Genomic DNA, 15,870 nt, shown 5'->3' with positions numbered 1-15,870 from the left:
GCTCGGGCGTGGAGGTCAGTGCCGGCTAGGAGGCGGGAGGCGCGCAAGATCTTGGATGGCCGCACCGACCCTTTGACCAATTGATTGCCAAAAGCAACCTTTATGTTGATGATGGCGGCCATGAGCAGCACCACCCTCGCCCTCGACGTCCGCGCCTTCAACCGCTTCTACACACGCCGCATCGGCGTACTGGCGCCCAAGCTGCCCGACAGCGATTTCACGCTACCCGAGGCGCGCGTGCTGTGGGAGCTGGCCCACCACGCGCCGGTCAGCGCCGCGGGCTTGAGCAAGAGCCTGCAGCTGGACGCCGGCTACATGAGCCGCCTGCTGCGCGGGCTGAAGAACCGGGGCCTGCTGGCCAGCCAGGCCCACCCCAGCGACGGCCGGCAGACGCTCCTCAAGCTCAGCGCCGCCGGCAAGCGCGCCTTTGCGCCGCTGGACCGCCAAGGCACTGCCAAGGCCGAGGCCATGCTGGCGCCGCTGTCGGCCACACAACGCCAGGCGCTGCTGGGCTCGATGCAGCGCATCCAGGCCGTGCTGGAGCCGGACGCGACGGCGGCCGTGGAGCTGCGCTCGCCGCAGCCCGGCGACCTGGGCTGGATCGTCGAGCGCCATGGCGCCTTCTACGCCGCCGAGTACGGGCTGGACGTCCGCTTCGAGGCCCTGGTCGCCCGCATCTGCGCCGACTTCGTCGACCGCCTGCAGCCCGAGCGCGAAGCCTGCTGGATCGCCGCGCGCGGGCCGGAGAGGCTGGGCTGCGTCATGCTCGTGCAGGCCCGGGACGAGTCCCGCGGCAAGCTGCGCCCCGGCGTCGCCAAGCTGCGCCTGCTGCTGCTGGAGCCGCATGCGCGCGGCCTGGGCCTGGGCAAGCGGCTGGTGCGCCAATGCAGCGACTTCGCCCGCGCCGCCGGCTACCGGCGCATCGAGCTGTGGACGCAGAGCGCGCTGACCGCGGCGCGGGCCATCTACGCGGCCGAGGGCTACCTGCTCGTGCGCAGCGAGGCCGGCCACGGCTTCGGCCAGGATGTCATCAACGAGACCTGGGAGTTGGCACTGGATTAGCTCAGGCCGCACCAGCCGTGTGCAACACCCGGGCGCCGAGACGGCAGTTTCACGTTTGCAGGCTCTGTCGCTCGGGTAAACGCTGGCATGCGATTTGCGCCACCCACGCGAATGAACAGTCCCCAGAGTTACCGCATGCCGCCCGTTTCCGTCCAGCCCAGGGCCGGGCAGGCCGCCAGCAGCATGGCGGCGGTGGTGTCGGACCTGGAGCGCGCCGCCGGCTTCGGCCGGTGGTGGCATGAGCCGCTGACCGGCCACAGCCTGCTGTCGCCCGTCGCGAGCGAGTTCCTGGAGATGCCGGGCGACTCTGCCGACAGCCTCTATGCCTGCTTCGGCAACGTCGTCGAGGACGACATCCCCGAACTGATCCGCCTGTGGACCGGCGCGCAGACCGGGCAGCCGCTGGACATTCGCGTCATCGGCCTGGCGCGCGGCATGCGCTGGCTGCGCGTGACGCCACTGCCGCCCGACCCGGCGCGGCCCGGCTGGCACCACGGCCTGCTGCAGGACATCACCGACCTCACCCAGGCGGCCGTGCGCGAGCGCCTGGGCTATACGCTGACCGAGTACCTCGTCGGCACGCACACGCTGGAAGACGCCATCACCAACGTCATCCAGCTCATCTGCCGCAACCTCGGTTGGGAATGGGGCGCCTACTGGAGCATGGCAGAGGACGGTGCCGCCAAGGGCCTGCTGCGCTGCCGCCACTTCTGGCACCCGCCCGACCGCGACCTGGAGCAGTTCAGCGACGTCAGCGCGGCGCTGGGCATGGCGCCGGGCGAGGGCCTGGTGGGCCGCGTCTGGGCCAGCGGCGAGGCCGAGTGGGTGGAGGACATGAGCACCGACGCGCGCTTCCTGCGCCGGGGCAGCGCGCAGATGTGCGGCCTGTGGTCGGGCTATGTCTTCCCCGTCACCTATGCCTCCGACAACGGCGAGCACCACCGCCCCGGCGTGCTGGAGTTCTACAGCAGCCTGGCCCGCCAACCCGATGCACAGCTGCCCAGGGTTTCGGCCACCATCGGCGCGCTGATCGCGCAGACGGCGCAGCGCCTGGAGACCGAGGCCGTCATCCACCGCCTGGCCCAGGTGGACGAGATGACCGACCTGGACAACCGGGCCCACTTCTACGCCCAGCTCAACCGCCACTGCGCCTTCAGCCAGCGCCAGGGCGGGCGCTTTGCGCTGATGTTCATCGACCTGGACCGCTTCAAGCCCATCAACGATGCCTTCGGCCACGAGGCCGGCAACGCGGTGCTGCAGGAGTTCGCCCGCCGCCTGCAGGCGCTGGCGCCGCCGCCGGCCCGCGTCGGCCGCCTGGGCGGCGACGAGTTCGCCGTGCTGGTGCCCGACAGCGGCGACGAGCGCGCGCTGGCGGTGCTGGTCGACGGCGTGCTGGCCGCCGCGAGCCGGCCCTTTGTCTATGAAGACGCGGTGCTGAACGTGTCGGCCAGCGTCGGCGTCAGCCGCTTCCCCGAGAACGGCGTGACCGGCCCCGAGCTGCTGCGCAGTGCCGACGCAGCCATGTACCGCGTCAAGCAGAACGGCCGCAACGGCAGCAACGTCTTCTCCACCAGCAGCCCCGACACGCTGGCCCTGCAGCGCGCCCGGCTGGCCCAGCGCCTGGTCATCGAGGCCGAGCTGCACGAGGCCTTGCAGACCAGCCAGCTGCGCCTGGTCTACCAGCCCATCGTCGACATCGCCTCGGGTGCGCTGCACGGCGTGGAGGCGCTGATCCGCTGGCGCAAGCCCGACGGCGAGGTCGTGCCGCCCGACGTCTTCATCCCCATTGCCGAGCAGAGCGACCTCATCATCGACATCGGCCGCTGGGTGCTGGGCCAGGCCTTGCGCGACCTCGCCTCGCTGCAGGGTGGCGCGCTGGCGCCGCTGAAGGTGCACGTCAACATGGCCGCATCGGAGTTCACCAGCAGCGCACTGCCCGAGACGCTGCGGGCCATGTCCGCCGAGCTGGCGGTGCCGGCTTCGCAGGTCGTTCTGGAGCTGACCGAGAGCATGCTGATGCGCCAGCCCGAGCAGGTGAAGCGCGTCATGCACCAGCTGCGCGAGATCGGCTTCGAGATCTCGCTGGACGACTTCGGCATGGGGCACTCGTCGCTGGCCATGCTGAAGAGCCTGCCCATCAGCTCGCTGAAGATCGACCGCAGCTTCGTGCGCGACCTGCCCTGCGGCGAACGCGACCGCGCCATCGCCCAGACCATCGTCGACCTGGGCCAGCACCTGCAGCTGGAAGTCATCGCCGAGGGCATAGAGAGCGACGCCCAGCTGGCCGTGCTCAGCGCCTGCGGCTGCCGCTTCGGGCAGGGTTATCTGCTGGGGAGGCCGCTGCCATTGGACGAGCTGATCCTCGCCTTTCCGCACGGGCGACCTCGCTAACGGCCTGACACGCCGGCGGCCGCAGGCGATGTAGAGTTTCAGCCAACCCCGGGAGCTGGCCTCGGCGCCCGAAACGCCTTCTGCCCAGCATCGAGACAAGCGCTGGAAGCGACAGAGGCGTAAGCATGGACATCTCCACCTTCGTGGCGGCCGCGGCCCACGACATGAAGAACTCGGTCAGCGTGATCGCCGCCTACCTGGAGGACGCGCTCGCCAAGATGGCCACCGAGCCGCCCTCCGCCGCCACGCTGTCCACGGCCCAGGCGCTGTACGAGACGCAGCGCGTCAACGGCAACCTCGTGCAGCTGATGGCCATCTTCAAGATCGAGGAAGGCATGTACCCCTTCGAGCCGGCCGAGGTGGCGCTGGACGAGTTCGCCAACGAGCTGCTGGGCCGCGTGCGCCCGCTGGTTGCCCTCAAGGGGCTGGATTTGCAATGCGACATCCAGGCCGACATGGCGGACTGGATCTTCGACCACGACCTGATCGGCAGCGTCGTCATGCAGTCGCTGTTCAACGCCGTGCGCTACGCCAGCCACACGGTGCGGCTGTCGATGCGGGTCACCGAGCATGGGCTGGCCATCGAGGTGGCCGACGACGGCCAGGGCTTCCCCGGCTTCATGCTGGAGCAGGGCTTCCCGTCGCGGCAGGGCATAGACACGCGCACCGGCAGCACCGGCCTGGGCCTGTACTTCTCGCGCCTGGCTGCGGGCCTGCACAGGCGCGGCACGCAGACCGGCAGCACGCGGCTCGCGAATGGGCAAGGATCGACCGGCGACCTGGGCGGCGGCCACTTCATCGTCGAGCTGCCATGAAGACGGCCAGCACCCCCGAGGACAAGCTGCGCGCCAGCGAATTCCTGCTGGTGGAAGACTTTGAGGCCATGCGCACCGTGCTCAAGGGCCAGCTGCTGCGCTGCGGCGCCCAGCGGGTGGACACCGCCAAGGACGGCCGCGAGGCTGCCGCCATGCTCAGCGCCAAGCCCTACGGCGTGGTCATGTGCGACTACAACCTGGGCCCCGGCAAGAACGGCCAGCAGTTGCTGGAGGAGGCACGCCTGAAGAACTGGATAGGCCCGGCCACGGTCTGGCTGATGATCACCGCCGAGAAGACCAGCGTCATGGTCTCAGCCGCCGCCGAGGACGCGCCCGACGACTACCTGCTCAAGCCCATCACCGAGAGCCTGCTGCAGACCCGCCTGCTCAAGCTGGTGGAGCGCAAGTCGGCGATGGCGGGCATTGCCGTCGCGATGAAGGCCCAGGACTGGCGCGGCGCCCTGCAGCTGTGCGACGAGCAACTGGCCGCCGGCACCAAAAACCTGGCCGAGGTGCTGCGCCTGCAGGCCCAGCTCTACCAGAAGCTGGGCGAATGGCCCAAGGCCCAGGCCCTCTACGAAAGCGTGCTGCAGCGCGGCCAGATCGCCTGGGCCAAGCTGGGGCTGGCCCAGGTACACGTCCACCTGAACGACCTGGCCGGCGCGCGCGCGCTGCTGCAGGACGCGGTGCGCGAGCATCCCCAATACCTGGAGGCCTATGACGAACTGGCCAGCGTGCTGCAGACGCAGGGCGAGGGCCAGCAGCAGGTGGCCCTGCTGGAGCGCGCCGTCAACCTGTCGCCCAACTCGGCCCACCGTCAGTCGGCCCTGGGCGTGGCGGCGCAGGCGCAGGGACAGCACGACATGGCGGAGCGGGCCTTCTCGCGGGCCATCAAGCTGACCGAGTTCAGCGCCGTGGAGGACCTGGAGCCCTTCCTCGGCCTGGCCAAGCTGCACACCGAGGCCGGCGCCCCGAGCGAGGCGCAGAAGCTCATCGCCACCATGGGCCAGCGCTACGACAGCCACGACGCGCAGTTGTTGGGCAAGGCCGAACAGGTGCGCGCGCTGCAGGCCATGGGCGACAAGGCGGGCGCGGCCAAGCTCGCCGCAGAACTGGTGGCGCTGAGCGCGGACGAGACCTCGCCCGGCGCGGCCGACACCGCCGCGCGCATCGCCGAGACCTTGATCGAGGCCCAGCAGGCCGACGCCGCCACCGAACTGCTGAACTACCTGACGCGCAACCACTACGACGACGAGCGGCTGCTCAAGCGCACCCAGCGCGCCTTGGAAGGCCTGGGCCTGGGCGCCAGCGGCGGCGACCTGGCTGCCGCCGCCCGCCGCGAAGCCACCAACGCGATGAAGGACAGCATGCAGCTGATGGCCGCAGGCGACACCCAGGCCGCGCTGGAAAGCCTGCGCAGCGCCAAGACCTCCATGCCGCGCAACACCCGCGTGCTGCTGAACTTCGCCGCTGTGGCGCTGACCTGCCTGCAGCGTCACGGCCGCTCGGCCACGCTGGAGGCCGAGATGCGCAACAGCATCGCCACGGCCCAGGCGCTCAGGCCGGACGATGCGCGTGCGGCGGATCTGCTGCAGCAGTTGACGCGGTGGACCACCGCCGCGCCCTGACAGGCCAGACGCCTGCGGCATCATGCGTGGCCTATGACCACCTCGCCCCCCTGCCCCTGCGGCAGCGCCCTGGCCTACGCCGACTGCTGCGGCCGCTGGCACACCGAACACACCGCTGGCGGCAAGCTCACAGCCCCGACGCCCGAAGCCCTGATGCGCTCGCGCTATTCGGCCTATGTGCTGGATCTGCGCCCCTACCTGCTTGCCAGTTGGCACGCCAGCACCCGCCCCGCTTCGCTTGAAGCGCCCGAACCCGGCCTGAAGTGGCTGGGCCTGGCCGTGAAGCGCGCCGCGCTGCAGGACGCCGACCACGGCAGCGTCGAGTTCGTCGCCCGCAGCAAGCTCGGTGGTCGCGCCCACCGCCTGCACGAGACGAGCCGGTTCGTGCGAGAGAACGGCGAGTGGTTCTACCTGGATGGCGATTTCAGCGGCGATCTGCGAAATTGACTCTGACCCCGATTTATCAGGACGAGCACCTCGTCGCCATCGACAAGCCGCCTGGCTTGCTGGTGCACCGCACCCAGCTTGCCGCGCGCGAGGAGAAGGCCGCGCTGCAACTGCTGCGCGACCAGCTCGGCCGGCCCGTCTGGCCGGCGCACCGGCTGGACCGTGGCACCTCGGGCGTGCTGCTGTTCGCGTTGTCGCCGGACGTTGCCTCGCTGCTGGGCGCGATGTTCGAGCAGGGCCGCATGGCCAAGCGCTACCTGGCCCTTGTGCGCGGCTGGCCGGCGCAGGACGAAGGCCTCATCGACCACCCACTGGCCCGCGACCCCGAGCTGCCTTCAGCCGGCCAGACCATGCTGGCCGCGCAGACACGTTGGCGGGTGCTGGACCGCATCGAATGGCCCGCCGCCACCGACCCGCGCTTTGCGACCACGCGCGTCGCGCTGCTGGAGGCCGAGCCGCTGCAGGGCCGCCGCCATCAGATCCGCCGCCACCTCAAGCACGTCGCCCACCCCATCCTCGGCGACGCGACGCATGGCAAGGGGCCGCTGAACCGCGCCGTCGCGGCCTTCCTGGGCGTGAACCGGCTGTGGTTGCATGCCCAGCGGCTGGCGCTGAAGCACCCGATCAGCGGCGCGGCGCTGACGCTGGAGGCACCGCCCGCGGCCTGGCTGCGTCCTGGCGCGGCTTGGCCGTCGACTCCAGCCAGCGGCTGCGAATCCGCCGCAGCTCCCCCTGCGCATCCAGACGCAGGATGGCCTCGTTGAAGCGGGCCACCTCGGCCTCGCCGAAGTGCTTGCGGCTGAGCTTGTAGGCCACCACATCGCGGCGCACGGGCAGGGCCAGCTCGGTCACGGCGACGTCGGCCGAGCGGGCCGCGAACAGCACGGCAAGGCGGTCGCCGATGAGCACGTCGCCACGGTCCAGCTTGAGCAGTTGCACGCCCTTGGCGTAGTCCTCGAAGGAGGTGAGCCGCCCACGCGCCGCGAACTCGTCGACGATGGACACGACGCTGGGGCCACGGTGGGCCAGCAGGCGCAAGCCAACCTCCAACACCTGGGACAGCGTCTGCAGCGGCGGCCGGGCGCGCCGGTCGTCGGCGCGCATGAAGGCGCCGAACTCCTCGTCGCGGTAGGGCCGCGTGTACCAGGAGACGTCGGGCGTGTCCGGCCCGTCATAGGAGGCGGCGACGAGCAGGTCCAGCTCGCCCGTGGCCAGCATGGGCAGGCGGCGGTTGCGCGGCAGGTCGCGCACGTACTCGACCGTGCAATCCATCTCGCGGGCCACAGCGGCCAGCATCTCGGTCTCCAGGCCCGTGTGGCGACCCGAGGCGTCGATGAAGGAATAGGGCTGCCAGTCCTCGAAGGGCACGCGCCACGGCCGCGCGCAGGCCGCCGCAGCCAGCAGCGGCGCACACAGCAGCAGCGCGATCAGCAGTCGTCGTGGCATGGTGACGCCCATCATTGGACGGTTAGCCAAGAATAGACCGGGATCAACGCGGCTCGACAAGCTTCAGGTCCAGCCCCGAGGCCTGGCCCTGCCAGCGGTAGAGCTTCTGCGTGGCGGCCTGGAAGTCCTCGGGCCGGGCGCTGCGAATGGGTACGAAGGTCTGCGGGTTGCGGTCGATGAGCGGGAACCAGCTGCTCTGCACCTGTACCATGATGCGGTGGCCGCGGCGGAAGCTGTGGTTGATGTCCTGCAGCTCGACGCGCAACTCCTCCACCTGGCCCGGCACCATGGCCTCGGGCGCCTCCATGCTCTTGCGGAAGCGGCCACGCAGCGGGTCGCCGCGCACGAGCTGCTGGTAGCCGCCCAGCGGCGCCTCGGCGGGCTCGACGTCGTCCGAGCGCGGCTTGCGCTTCTTCGCCACCTCGTCCTCCAGCTCCGGCGGGTAGACGTCGATGAGCTTGACGACCCAGTCGGCATCGCTCCCAGACGTAGACGCGAACAGCCGCGCGACGACGGGGCCGGCAACGGTGATGTCGTCCTCCAGCACGTCGCTGCGGAAGGTCAGCACGTCGGGCCGCGTGGCGGCGAAGCGCTGGTCGCTGACCATGTATTCCTGCGGCATGCCCAAAGCGGTGTAGCCGACGAAGGGCACGGGCTTGTTGGGATCGCTGACCCAGCTGTCGAACTCGGGCCGCGTGGCCAGCGGCGGCGTGAAGCTGAGCCGACCGCCGGGCGCGAAATAGAGCGTGCGCGCCCGCGTCTCCTTCGGCGGCCAGGCGTCGTAACGGCGCCAGACGTTGGTGCCGGTCTCGAAGACCGTCGCCTTGGCAATCGGCGCCTTGGGCGCCACCTCGCGCAGATGCTGCTCAAAGAACGGCAGCAGCACGTCCTTCTGGAACTGCTCTGACGTGGCCTGCTGGAACTGCACGCGGCCGAGCTGGCGGCCCGGTGCGCCGACCCAGCCGCCATGCACCCAGGGACCGATGACGAGGCGGTTGTCGGTCGCAGGGCTTTGCCTGGCAATGGCACGGAAGGTGGCGAAGGGGCCGGCCAGGTCCTCGGCGTCGAACCAGCCGCCCACCGTCAGCACGGCGGCGCGGATGTTCTTCAGGTGGGGCGTGATGGCGCGCGACTGCCAGAACTCGTCGTAGCGGTCGTGGGCCAGTTGCACGTCGAAATAGGGGTTGGGGCCACCGTCCTTCGCCAGCCGGCCCGACAGCGCGTCGAGGTTGCCGTGCTGCAGGTAGAACTCGTAGCCGTCCAGCGTGCCCCAGTCGAACTGCGGCCAGTTCTTGGGCGGCGCCACCGGCGCCTGCTGGGGCTTGAAGCCCGTGTAGAAGCCGAAGTTCGCGGCCAGCATGAAGGCGCCGCCGTGGTAGCTGTCGTCGCCCTTGAAGAGGTCGGCGATGGGCGCCTGCGGCGAGGCGGCCTTGATGGCGGGGTGGGAGTCGATGATGGACGCCGCCGCATAGAAGCCGGGGTAGGACACGCCCCAGAGCCCGACGCGGCCGTTGTGGCCGGGGATGCGGTCCAGCAGCCACTGCACGCTGTCGTGGGTGTCGCTGCTCTCGTCGACGTCGGCGGCCGTCTTCTTGACGGGCTTGTGCGGCGTCATCTCGATGAACTCGCCCTCGGACGAATTGCGGCCGCGCACGTCCTGGCAGACAAAGATGTAGCCGGCCTTCAGGAAGTCCTCGTTGGGTGCCAGGCCCTTGGCATTGCCGCTGTCCACGCCGTAGGGGCCGCAGCCATAAGGCGTGCGCACCATCAGGAAGGGGTAGCGCCGGCTCTGGTCCTTGGGCACATAGACGGCGGTGAAGAGCTTCTTCCCGTCGCGCACCGGCACGCGGTACTCGTACTTGGTGTAGTGCTCGCGCGGCTCGTAGGCCGGCGGCTTGTCCTCGTCGGCCGCGTGGACAGCGGGGCCGGCCAGGGCCAGCAATGACAGGAGTGAAGCGCGCAGCAGCATCGTCGACGTGAAGCGGATTGAACGAGGGGCGAAGTCTGACATCGACTCGGCATCGCCAGCGTTAGGCTGGGGCATCGTCAGTTCGCAGGAAGCACCCACATGCCCATAGACACCTCGGCCTACCGCGTTCAGCCGGGCGACAAGGTCAAGCTCAAGCAATGGCCCACGGCGGTGGAAGCGCTGTACAGCGACGAGGACGACTACGACCGCCAGCTCGGCGCCCAGGTCGAGCGCCTCAGCGAGCTGCAGAACCTGCTCTACGCCCACAACCGCTACTCGCTGCTGCTGGTCTTCCAGGCCATGGACGCTGCGGGCAAGGACAGCATCATCAAGCACGTCATGTCGGGCGTGAACCCGCAGGGCTGCCAGGTCTTCAGCTTCAAGCACCCCAGCGCCCAGGAGCTGGACCACGACTTCCTGTGGCGCACCACGCAATGCCTGCCGGAGCGCGGGCGCATCGGCATCTTCAACCGCTCCTACTACGAGGAGGTGCTGATCGTGCGCGTGCACCCGGAGATCCTGGCAGCGCAGTCGCTGCCGAAGTCGACGGCCAAGCCGCCCAGGCTCTGGGACGAGCGCTACGCCTCCATCAACAACCTGGAGCAGCACCTGCACCGCAACGGCACGCGGGTTATCAAGTTCTTCCTGCACCTGTCCAAGGAAGAGCAGCGACAGCGCTTCCTGGCGCGGCTGGACGACCCGGCGAAGAACTGGAAGTTCAGCGCCGCCGACCTGGACGAGCGCGAGCTGTGGCCCCAGTACATGCAGGCCTACCGCGAGATGCTCCAGGCCACCAGCAGCAAGCAGGCCCCCTGGTACGTGGTGCCGGCGGACGACAAGCGCAACGCGCGGCTGATCGTGTCGCAGGTCGTTGTCGACGCGCTGGCAGAGCTGAAGATGCACTACCCCGAGCCAAGCATTGACGAGGCCGAACTGGCCGACGTCCGCAAGCGCCTCAGCCGAACTTGACGGCGTAGATAGGCGGCAGATGGGCCGAGATGGTCTGCCAGCTGTCACCGGCATCGCCGCTGGCCCAGAGGCCGCCGGTCGTTGAGCCCATGACGAGCTGCTCGCCGCTGTCGTCCACCGCCAGGCCGTGGCGGTAGATCAGGTCGTAGCAGTGCTGCTGCGGCAGGCCGGTGCGCAAGGCCTCGAAGGTCTGGCCGCCGTCGCGGGTGCGGGTCACGCACAGGGCAGCGTCGACGGGGATGCGGCGTTCGTCCTTGATGGCCGGTGCGAACCAGGCGGTCTGCGGGTCGTGCGGATGCGCGGCAACGGCGAAGCCGAAGCTGGACGGCTGAGCGCTCAGCTCCGTCCAGCTCGCGCCGTTGTCCTCGCTGCGGAAGATGCCGCAGTGGTGCTGGCACCAGAGCACGTCGGGCACGTCGCGGCAACGGGCGATCAGGTGCGGGTCCTGCGAGTTCTCGTCGCCCGCCAGCTCGGGGGGCATGAAGTCGGCCCGCATGCCCCTGGCGCGCAGGCCCCAGCTGTCACCGCCATCGGTGGTGCGCCAGGCGCCGCCACAGGACACACCCACCAGCAACTCCTCGGCATGCTGGGGGTGCGGGCAGATGGAGTGCAGGGCCGGTGCGGGGTTGCCGCCGCCCATCCACTGCTCGCGGCGCGGGTCCCGCCACAGCGTCTCGTCAAGCTGCCAGGACTCGCCACGGTCGCGGCTGACGAACAGCCCGCCAGGGATGCTGCCGCACCAGATGGCGTCGCCCGACCGCTCCAGCGCGAACACCTGCTCCAGCTTCCACGCCGGCCCTTCAATACCCTCGGGTTGCGGCGGAAAGGTCGGAGCGGCCACCTCTCGCCAGGTCCGGCCGGCATCGTCGCTGGCCTGCAGCTTGGCGCCGAAGTGGCCCAAATTAAGCCCGGCCAGCATGTGGCCCGAAGCGTCGGGCGGCAGCAGCATGGTGACCGGGTCGGCCAAGAAGCTGAGGTTCTCGATGTGCCAGCTGCCAGCGCGGCGGCGCAGCTCGAAAAGGCCTTTTCGGGTCGCGGCCCAGGCGCGGTCAGTCATGGTTCAACCTCCAGACAAAGCTTGCAGGACATGGATGCGGCTGTCGGCCCGCAAGGGGTCGTTCAGGCCGCGCAGGTCACGCGCCCGTTGGCCGTCGATGAAGACAACCACGTTGACGCGCAGATGGCCCTGCTCGTCGAGGATGTAGCCCCGCAGCCGTGGCTGCTCGGCGAAGGCAGCGTCGAGCGCTTCGCGCAGCGTGGCCGCCTCGCACTGGCAGGACGGCGCATCCACGAAGCGGCGCAGTTGGGGGGTGAATTCAACAAGGGCCATCACAGCACGACGAATGGGGTAGGGTCGATTCGACCGCCGAGCCCCTACGAAAACCTCCGGACTAACCCGCAACGAGAATGCGGGCGATGAATTCAGGTGTTCTCTTTGCCCTCGGCGCCTATCTCAGCTGGGGGTTGTTCCCGCTCTACTTCCGCCAGATCGCGGCAATCCCCGCGCTTCAGATCGTCGCGCACCGGACCCTGTGGTCGCTCGCTTTCGTCGCCGTCGTGCTGTTGGCGACGCGCAATCTGGCCTGGCTGAAGACGGTCAGCGCGGCAACCTGGCGGCGCTTTGCGGTGTCGGCGGTACTGATCGCCACAAATTGGCTGACCTATGTCTGGTCCGTCGGCCACGGCCATGTCATCGACGCCAGCCTGGGCTACTTCATCAACCCGCTGGTCAATGTGGCGCTGGGCTTCGCCGTGCTGCATGAACGGCCGCGGCCGGTGCAGTGGTTTGCCGTCGGCCTGGCGGCCTTCGGCGTCATCTGGCTGACCGTGGCGGYCGGGCGCCTGCCCTGGGTGGCGCTGGTGTTGGCCGTCAGCTTTGGCCTCTACGGCCTGATGCGCAAGACCGCCGCCCTGGGCGCCATCGAGGGCCTGACGCTGGAGACGCTGATCCTGGCGCCGCTGGCGGCCGCTGGGCTGATCTGGTGGTCGCAGGACGGCAGCATGGCCGGGCAGACGGCGGTGGACTGGGCCTGGCTCGTCGGCACCGGCCCGGTGACGGCCGGCAGTCTGCTGCTGTTCGCGGCCGGCGCGCGGCGCATCCCGCTGGCGACGCTGGGGCTGGTGCAGTACGTGTCGCCGTCGCTGCAGTTCCTGCTCGGCGTGTTCCTGTTCAAGGAGCCGATGGACGCGACGCGGTTGGTCGCCTTCGCCTTCATCTGGGGCGCGCTGGCGGTCTACAGCGCCGAGGGGCTGTGGCAAGCCCGCCGCCAGGGGCAACGCCTTGTTACGGCTGCCCAGGCCGGCCGGGTGTAAACCGAAACATGAAGCGCAACGTTGACGCTTGTCATCTCAGTGAGTTCGCCATGAAAACGCTCGTCCGCACGCTGATCGTCTCTGCGCTGGTCGCCGCCACCGGTGTTGCCAGCGCCGGGCCGCGCTACTACTCGCCGCAGCACCATCACTACCACCACGGTGGCTCTGGCCTCGGCGCCTTGGTGTTTGGTCTGGCCGTGGCGGTGCCACTGATCGCGCTGGCCAGCCAGGCGGACCGTGCGGAACGGGCGCCCGAAGTGGTCTACGTGCCGCAGCCGGCCCCGCTGCCGCCGCCCGCGCCGGTCTATGCGCCAAGCCGAGCCGAGCCCGTCATCTATCCGCGCAACGGCCAAAGCAGCGCGCAGCTGGAAGCCGACAACCGCGAGTGCAACCGTTGGGCGACGACGCAGCAGGCCGCGATGGCCGACGCCAGCGTGTTCAACCGCGCAGTCGACGCCTGCATGGACGKGCGCGGCTACACGCTGCGCTGAATCGGCGGCGCTCAGTTGCGCATCAGGTAGTCGAAGGCGCCCAGGGCCGCCTTCGCACCATCACCGGCGGCGATGATGATCTGCTTAAACGGCACGGTCGTCACGTCGCCCGCCGCGAACACGCCGGGCAGCGAGGTCGCGCCCTTGGGATCCACGATGATCTCGCCGTGCTTGCTCAGCTCCAGCGTACCGCGCAGCCACTCGGTGTTGGGCACCAGGCCGATCTGCACGAAGCAGCCTTCCACGTCGACGCGCCTGGCCTCGCCCGACACGCGGTCGATGTAGTTCAGGCCGTCGAGCTTGCCATTGCTGCCGCCGGTGAACTCGGTGGTCTGCGCGTTGGTGTGGATGGTCACGTTGGGCAGGCTCTTGAGCTTGTTGACCAGCACCGCGTCGGCACGCAGTTCAGCGCCGAATTCGATCAGCGTCACATGCCTGACGATGCCGGCCAGGTCGATGGCCGCTTCCACACCGGAGTTGCCGCCGCCGATGACCGCGACCGGCTTGCCCTTGAACAGCGGGCCGTCGCAGTGCGGGCAGTAGGCCACGCCCTTGTTCTTGTACTCGGCCTCGCCGGGCACGCCGACGTTGCGCCAGCGCGCGCCGGTCGACAGGATGACCGTCTTACCCTTGAGCTTGGCGCCGTTGGCCAGTTCGACTTCGACATAACCCCCGGGCTGAGCGGCGGGCGTGAGCTTCTCGGCGCGCTGCAGGTTGTGGATGTCGACCTTGTAGTCCTTGACGTGTCCTTCCAACGCAGCGGCGAACTTGGGGCCGTCGGTCACCGAGACGGAGATGTAGTTCTCGATGCCCAGCGTGTCGTTGACCTGGCCGCCGAAGCGCTCGGCGGCAACGCCAGTGCGGATGCCCTTGCGAGCCGCGTACACGGCCGCCGCAGCGCCGGCTGGGCCGCCACCGATGATGAGCATGTCGTAGGGCTCTTCGGAATCGAGCTTCCTGGCGTCACGCGCTGCTGCGCCGGTATCGAGCTTGGCGACGATCTCCTCCAGGCTGACGCGGCCGGAGACGAAGTGCTGGCCGTTCAGGTAGACGCTGGGCACGGCCATGATGTCGCGCCCCTCGACCTCGCTCTGGAACAGGCCACCGTCGATGACCGTGGTGCGGATGCGCGGGTTGACGATGGACATCAGCGACAGCGCCTGAACCACGTCCGGGCAGTTGTGGCAGGTGAGGCTCATGTAGATCTCGAAGTCGAGGTCCACGTCCAGCGCCTTGACGGCATCGATCTGCGCCTGCTCGACCTTGGGCGGATGGCCACCCGTCCACAGCAGGGCCAGCACCAGGGACGTGAACTCGTGGCCCAGCGGGATGGCCGCGAAACGCAGGCTCTGCTCGGTGCCGGTGCGGCGCAGCAGGAAGGACGGCGTGCGAGTGTCGACGCCATCGGCGCGGAACGAAATCTTGTCGTTCATGCCGACGATCTCTTCCAGCAGTTCGCGCATCTCGTCGCTGGACGCGGAGTTGTCCAGCGTGGCGACGATCTCGAAGGGGAGCTTGACGTGGTCCAGGTAGCCCTGGAGCTGGGTCTTCAGTGCGGCGTCCAACATGGTCAGGTCCTTTCAGTGAGGCGTGGCGAGGCTGGCCACTGCTGAAAGGGTCCCCAGGGTCGGAGGCCCTTTCAGCAGAACCGGTGAGGCTCTGCGGAAGGAAGGAGCCCTCCCGGGCTCCTAACGAACAGCACGGCTGTTTAGATCTTGCCGACCAGATCCAGCGACGGGGCGATCGTGGCCGCGCCTTCCTTCCACTTGGCCGGGCAGACCTGGCCGGGGTGGGCGGCGGTGTACTGGGCGGCCTTCAGCTTGCGCAGCGTTTCCGACACGTCACGGGCGATCTCGTTCGAGTGGATCTCGGCGGTCTTGATGATGCCTTCGGGATTGATGACGAAGGTGCCGCGCAGCGCCAGGCCTTCTTCGGGGATGTGCACGCCGAAGGCGTTGGTCAGCGTGTGGGTCGGGTCGCCCACCAGCGGGAACTTGGCCTTGCCGACGGCCGGCGAGGTTTCGTGCCAGACCTTGTGCGAGAAGTGCGTGTCGGTCGTGACGATGTAGACCTCGGCGCCCATCTTCTGGAACTCGGCGTAGCTGTCGGCCGCGTCTTCGACTTCAGTCGGGCAGTTGAAGGTGAAGGCGGCCGGCATGAAGATCAGCACGGACCACTTGCCCTTCAGCGTTTCGTCGCTGACGGTGATGAACTTGCCGTTGTGGAAGGCTTCGGTCTTGAAGGGCTGGACTTGGGTGTTGATCAGGGACATGGAAGGCTCCGTGGGGGTGGAAAAGGAGGGAAAGAAGGGATAGGAAGAACTATATCGATGAAGTGTT

General features: G+C 68.9%; 14 protein-coding genes and 1 pseudogene. 9 read left to right on the top strand and 6 right to left on the bottom strand.

Annotation, left to right across the window (positions count from 1 at the left end):
- The first annotated feature begins 120 nt into the window (after nucleotides 1–120).
- The 6 genes from ACXRVZ_RS16945 to ACXRVZ_RS16920 all read left to right on the top strand — a co-directional run bounded on the left by ACXRVZ_RS16945 (nucleotide 121) and on the right by ACXRVZ_RS16920 (nucleotide 7,107).
- Nucleotides 121–1,062, top strand: a complete 942-nt coding sequence (locus ACXRVZ_RS16945) for a bifunctional helix-turn-helix transcriptional regulator/GNAT family N-acetyltransferase (RefSeq protein WP_457425285.1) — start codon at nucleotides 121–123, stop codon at nucleotides 1,060–1,062.
- 135 nt (nucleotides 1,063–1,197) lie between these two features.
- Entirely contained in the window at nucleotides 1,198–3,453 is a 2,256-nt protein-coding gene (locus ACXRVZ_RS16940) for a putative bifunctional diguanylate cyclase/phosphodiesterase (protein WP_457425283.1), read from the top strand.
- Nucleotides 3,454–3,578: 125 nt separating this feature from the next.
- Nucleotides 3,579–4,268 (top strand): sensor histidine kinase, encoded by a 690-nt coding sequence (locus ACXRVZ_RS16935; protein WP_457425281.1) that lies wholly within the window; start codon nucleotides 3,579–3,581, stop codon nucleotides 4,266–4,268.
- Nucleotides 4,265–5,896, top strand: coding sequence for a response regulator (locus ACXRVZ_RS16930; RefSeq protein WP_457425279.1), 1,632 nt, complete (start codon nucleotides 4,265–4,267; stop codon nucleotides 5,894–5,896). The genes ACXRVZ_RS16935 and ACXRVZ_RS16930 overlap by 4 nt, the downstream gene beginning before the upstream one ends.
- Nucleotides 5,897–5,929: 33 nt before the next feature.
- The gene (locus tag ACXRVZ_RS16925) at nucleotides 5,930–6,343 is read left to right on the top strand and encodes a YchJ family protein (protein ID WP_457425277.1); all 414 of its coding nucleotides are present in this window, start codon (nucleotides 5,930–5,932) and stop codon (nucleotides 6,341–6,343) included.
- Complete coding sequence (locus ACXRVZ_RS16920) at nucleotides 6,340–7,107, top strand: pseudouridine synthase (protein ID WP_457425275.1); 768 nt, start codon at nucleotides 6,340–6,342, stop codon at nucleotides 7,105–7,107. The genes ACXRVZ_RS16925 and ACXRVZ_RS16920 overlap by 4 nt, the downstream gene beginning before the upstream one ends.
- On the opposite strand, the pseudogene ACXRVZ_RS16915 reads toward ACXRVZ_RS16920, so the two are convergent.
- Together ACXRVZ_RS16915 and ACXRVZ_RS16910 are read right to left on the bottom strand one after the other, a co-directional pair.
- Nucleotides 7,100–7,639, bottom strand: a pseudogene (locus ACXRVZ_RS16915) (substrate-binding periplasmic protein); the annotation flags it as partial. The gene ACXRVZ_RS16920 and the pseudogene ACXRVZ_RS16915 sit on opposite strands and share 8 nt — an antisense overlap.
- Nucleotides 7,640–7,832: 193 nt before the next feature.
- Entirely contained in the window at nucleotides 7,833–9,833 is a 2,001-nt protein-coding gene (locus tag ACXRVZ_RS16910; RefSeq protein ID WP_457425273.1) for a CocE/NonD family hydrolase, read from the bottom strand.
- A 24-nt stretch (nucleotides 9,834–9,857) separates the two neighbouring features.
- Here ACXRVZ_RS16910 and ACXRVZ_RS16905 point away from each other — a divergent pair, with 24 nt between their 5' ends.
- Nucleotides 9,858–10,727, top strand: a complete 870-nt coding sequence (locus tag ACXRVZ_RS16905) for an ADP-polyphosphate phosphotransferase (RefSeq protein ID WP_457425272.1) — start codon at nucleotides 9,858–9,860, stop codon at nucleotides 10,725–10,727.
- Here ACXRVZ_RS16905 and ACXRVZ_RS16900 read toward each other — a convergent pair.
- Nucleotides 10,714–11,784 (bottom strand): WD40/YVTN/BNR-like repeat-containing protein, encoded by a 1,071-nt coding sequence (locus tag ACXRVZ_RS16900; protein WP_457425270.1) that lies wholly within the window; start codon nucleotides 11,782–11,784, stop codon nucleotides 10,714–10,716. The genes ACXRVZ_RS16905 and ACXRVZ_RS16900 overlap by 14 nt on opposite strands.
- A gap of 3 nt (nucleotides 11,785–11,787) precedes the next feature.
- Nucleotides 11,788–12,057 carry a MoaD/ThiS family protein gene (locus tag ACXRVZ_RS16895; RefSeq protein ID WP_457425268.1) on the bottom strand — a complete coding sequence of 90 codons (270 nt, stop codon included), beginning with the start codon at nucleotides 12,055–12,057 and terminating at the stop codon, nucleotides 11,788–11,790.
- 86 nt (nucleotides 12,058–12,143) lie between these two features.
- Between ACXRVZ_RS16895 and rarD the strand changes: the two genes are divergently transcribed.
- The gene (gene rarD, locus ACXRVZ_RS16890) at nucleotides 12,144–13,040 is read left to right on the top strand and encodes an EamA family transporter RarD (protein WP_458232603.1); all 897 of its coding nucleotides are present in this window, start codon (nucleotides 12,144–12,146) and stop codon (nucleotides 13,038–13,040) included.
- 50 nt (nucleotides 13,041–13,090) lie between these two features.
- Complete coding sequence (locus ACXRVZ_RS16885; RefSeq protein WP_458232602.1) at nucleotides 13,091–13,531, top strand: hypothetical protein; 441 nt, start codon at nucleotides 13,091–13,093, stop codon at nucleotides 13,529–13,531.
- An 11-nt stretch (nucleotides 13,532–13,542) separates the two neighbouring features.
- Here ACXRVZ_RS16885 and ahpF read toward each other — a convergent pair whose 3' ends face one another.
- Together ahpF and ahpC are read right to left on the bottom strand one after the other, a co-directional pair.
- Nucleotides 13,543–15,099: an alkyl hydroperoxide reductase subunit F gene (gene ahpF / locus ACXRVZ_RS16880; protein WP_457425262.1), complete on the bottom strand. Its 1,557-nt coding sequence runs from the start codon at nucleotides 15,097–15,099 to the stop codon at nucleotides 13,543–13,545.
- Nucleotides 15,100–15,239: 140 nt separating this feature from the next.
- Nucleotides 15,240–15,803 carry an alkyl hydroperoxide reductase subunit C gene (ahpC, locus tag ACXRVZ_RS16875; protein ID WP_394483512.1) on the bottom strand — a complete coding sequence of 188 codons (564 nt, stop codon included), beginning with the start codon at nucleotides 15,801–15,803 and terminating at the stop codon, nucleotides 15,240–15,242.
- Nucleotides 15,804–15,870: the final 67 nt, after the last annotated feature.

Source organism: Roseateles sp. P5_E8 (assembly GCF_054177665.1).
Note: the sequence above shows the minus strand (reverse complement) of the source record. Positions and strands in the feature narration are given on the sequence as shown.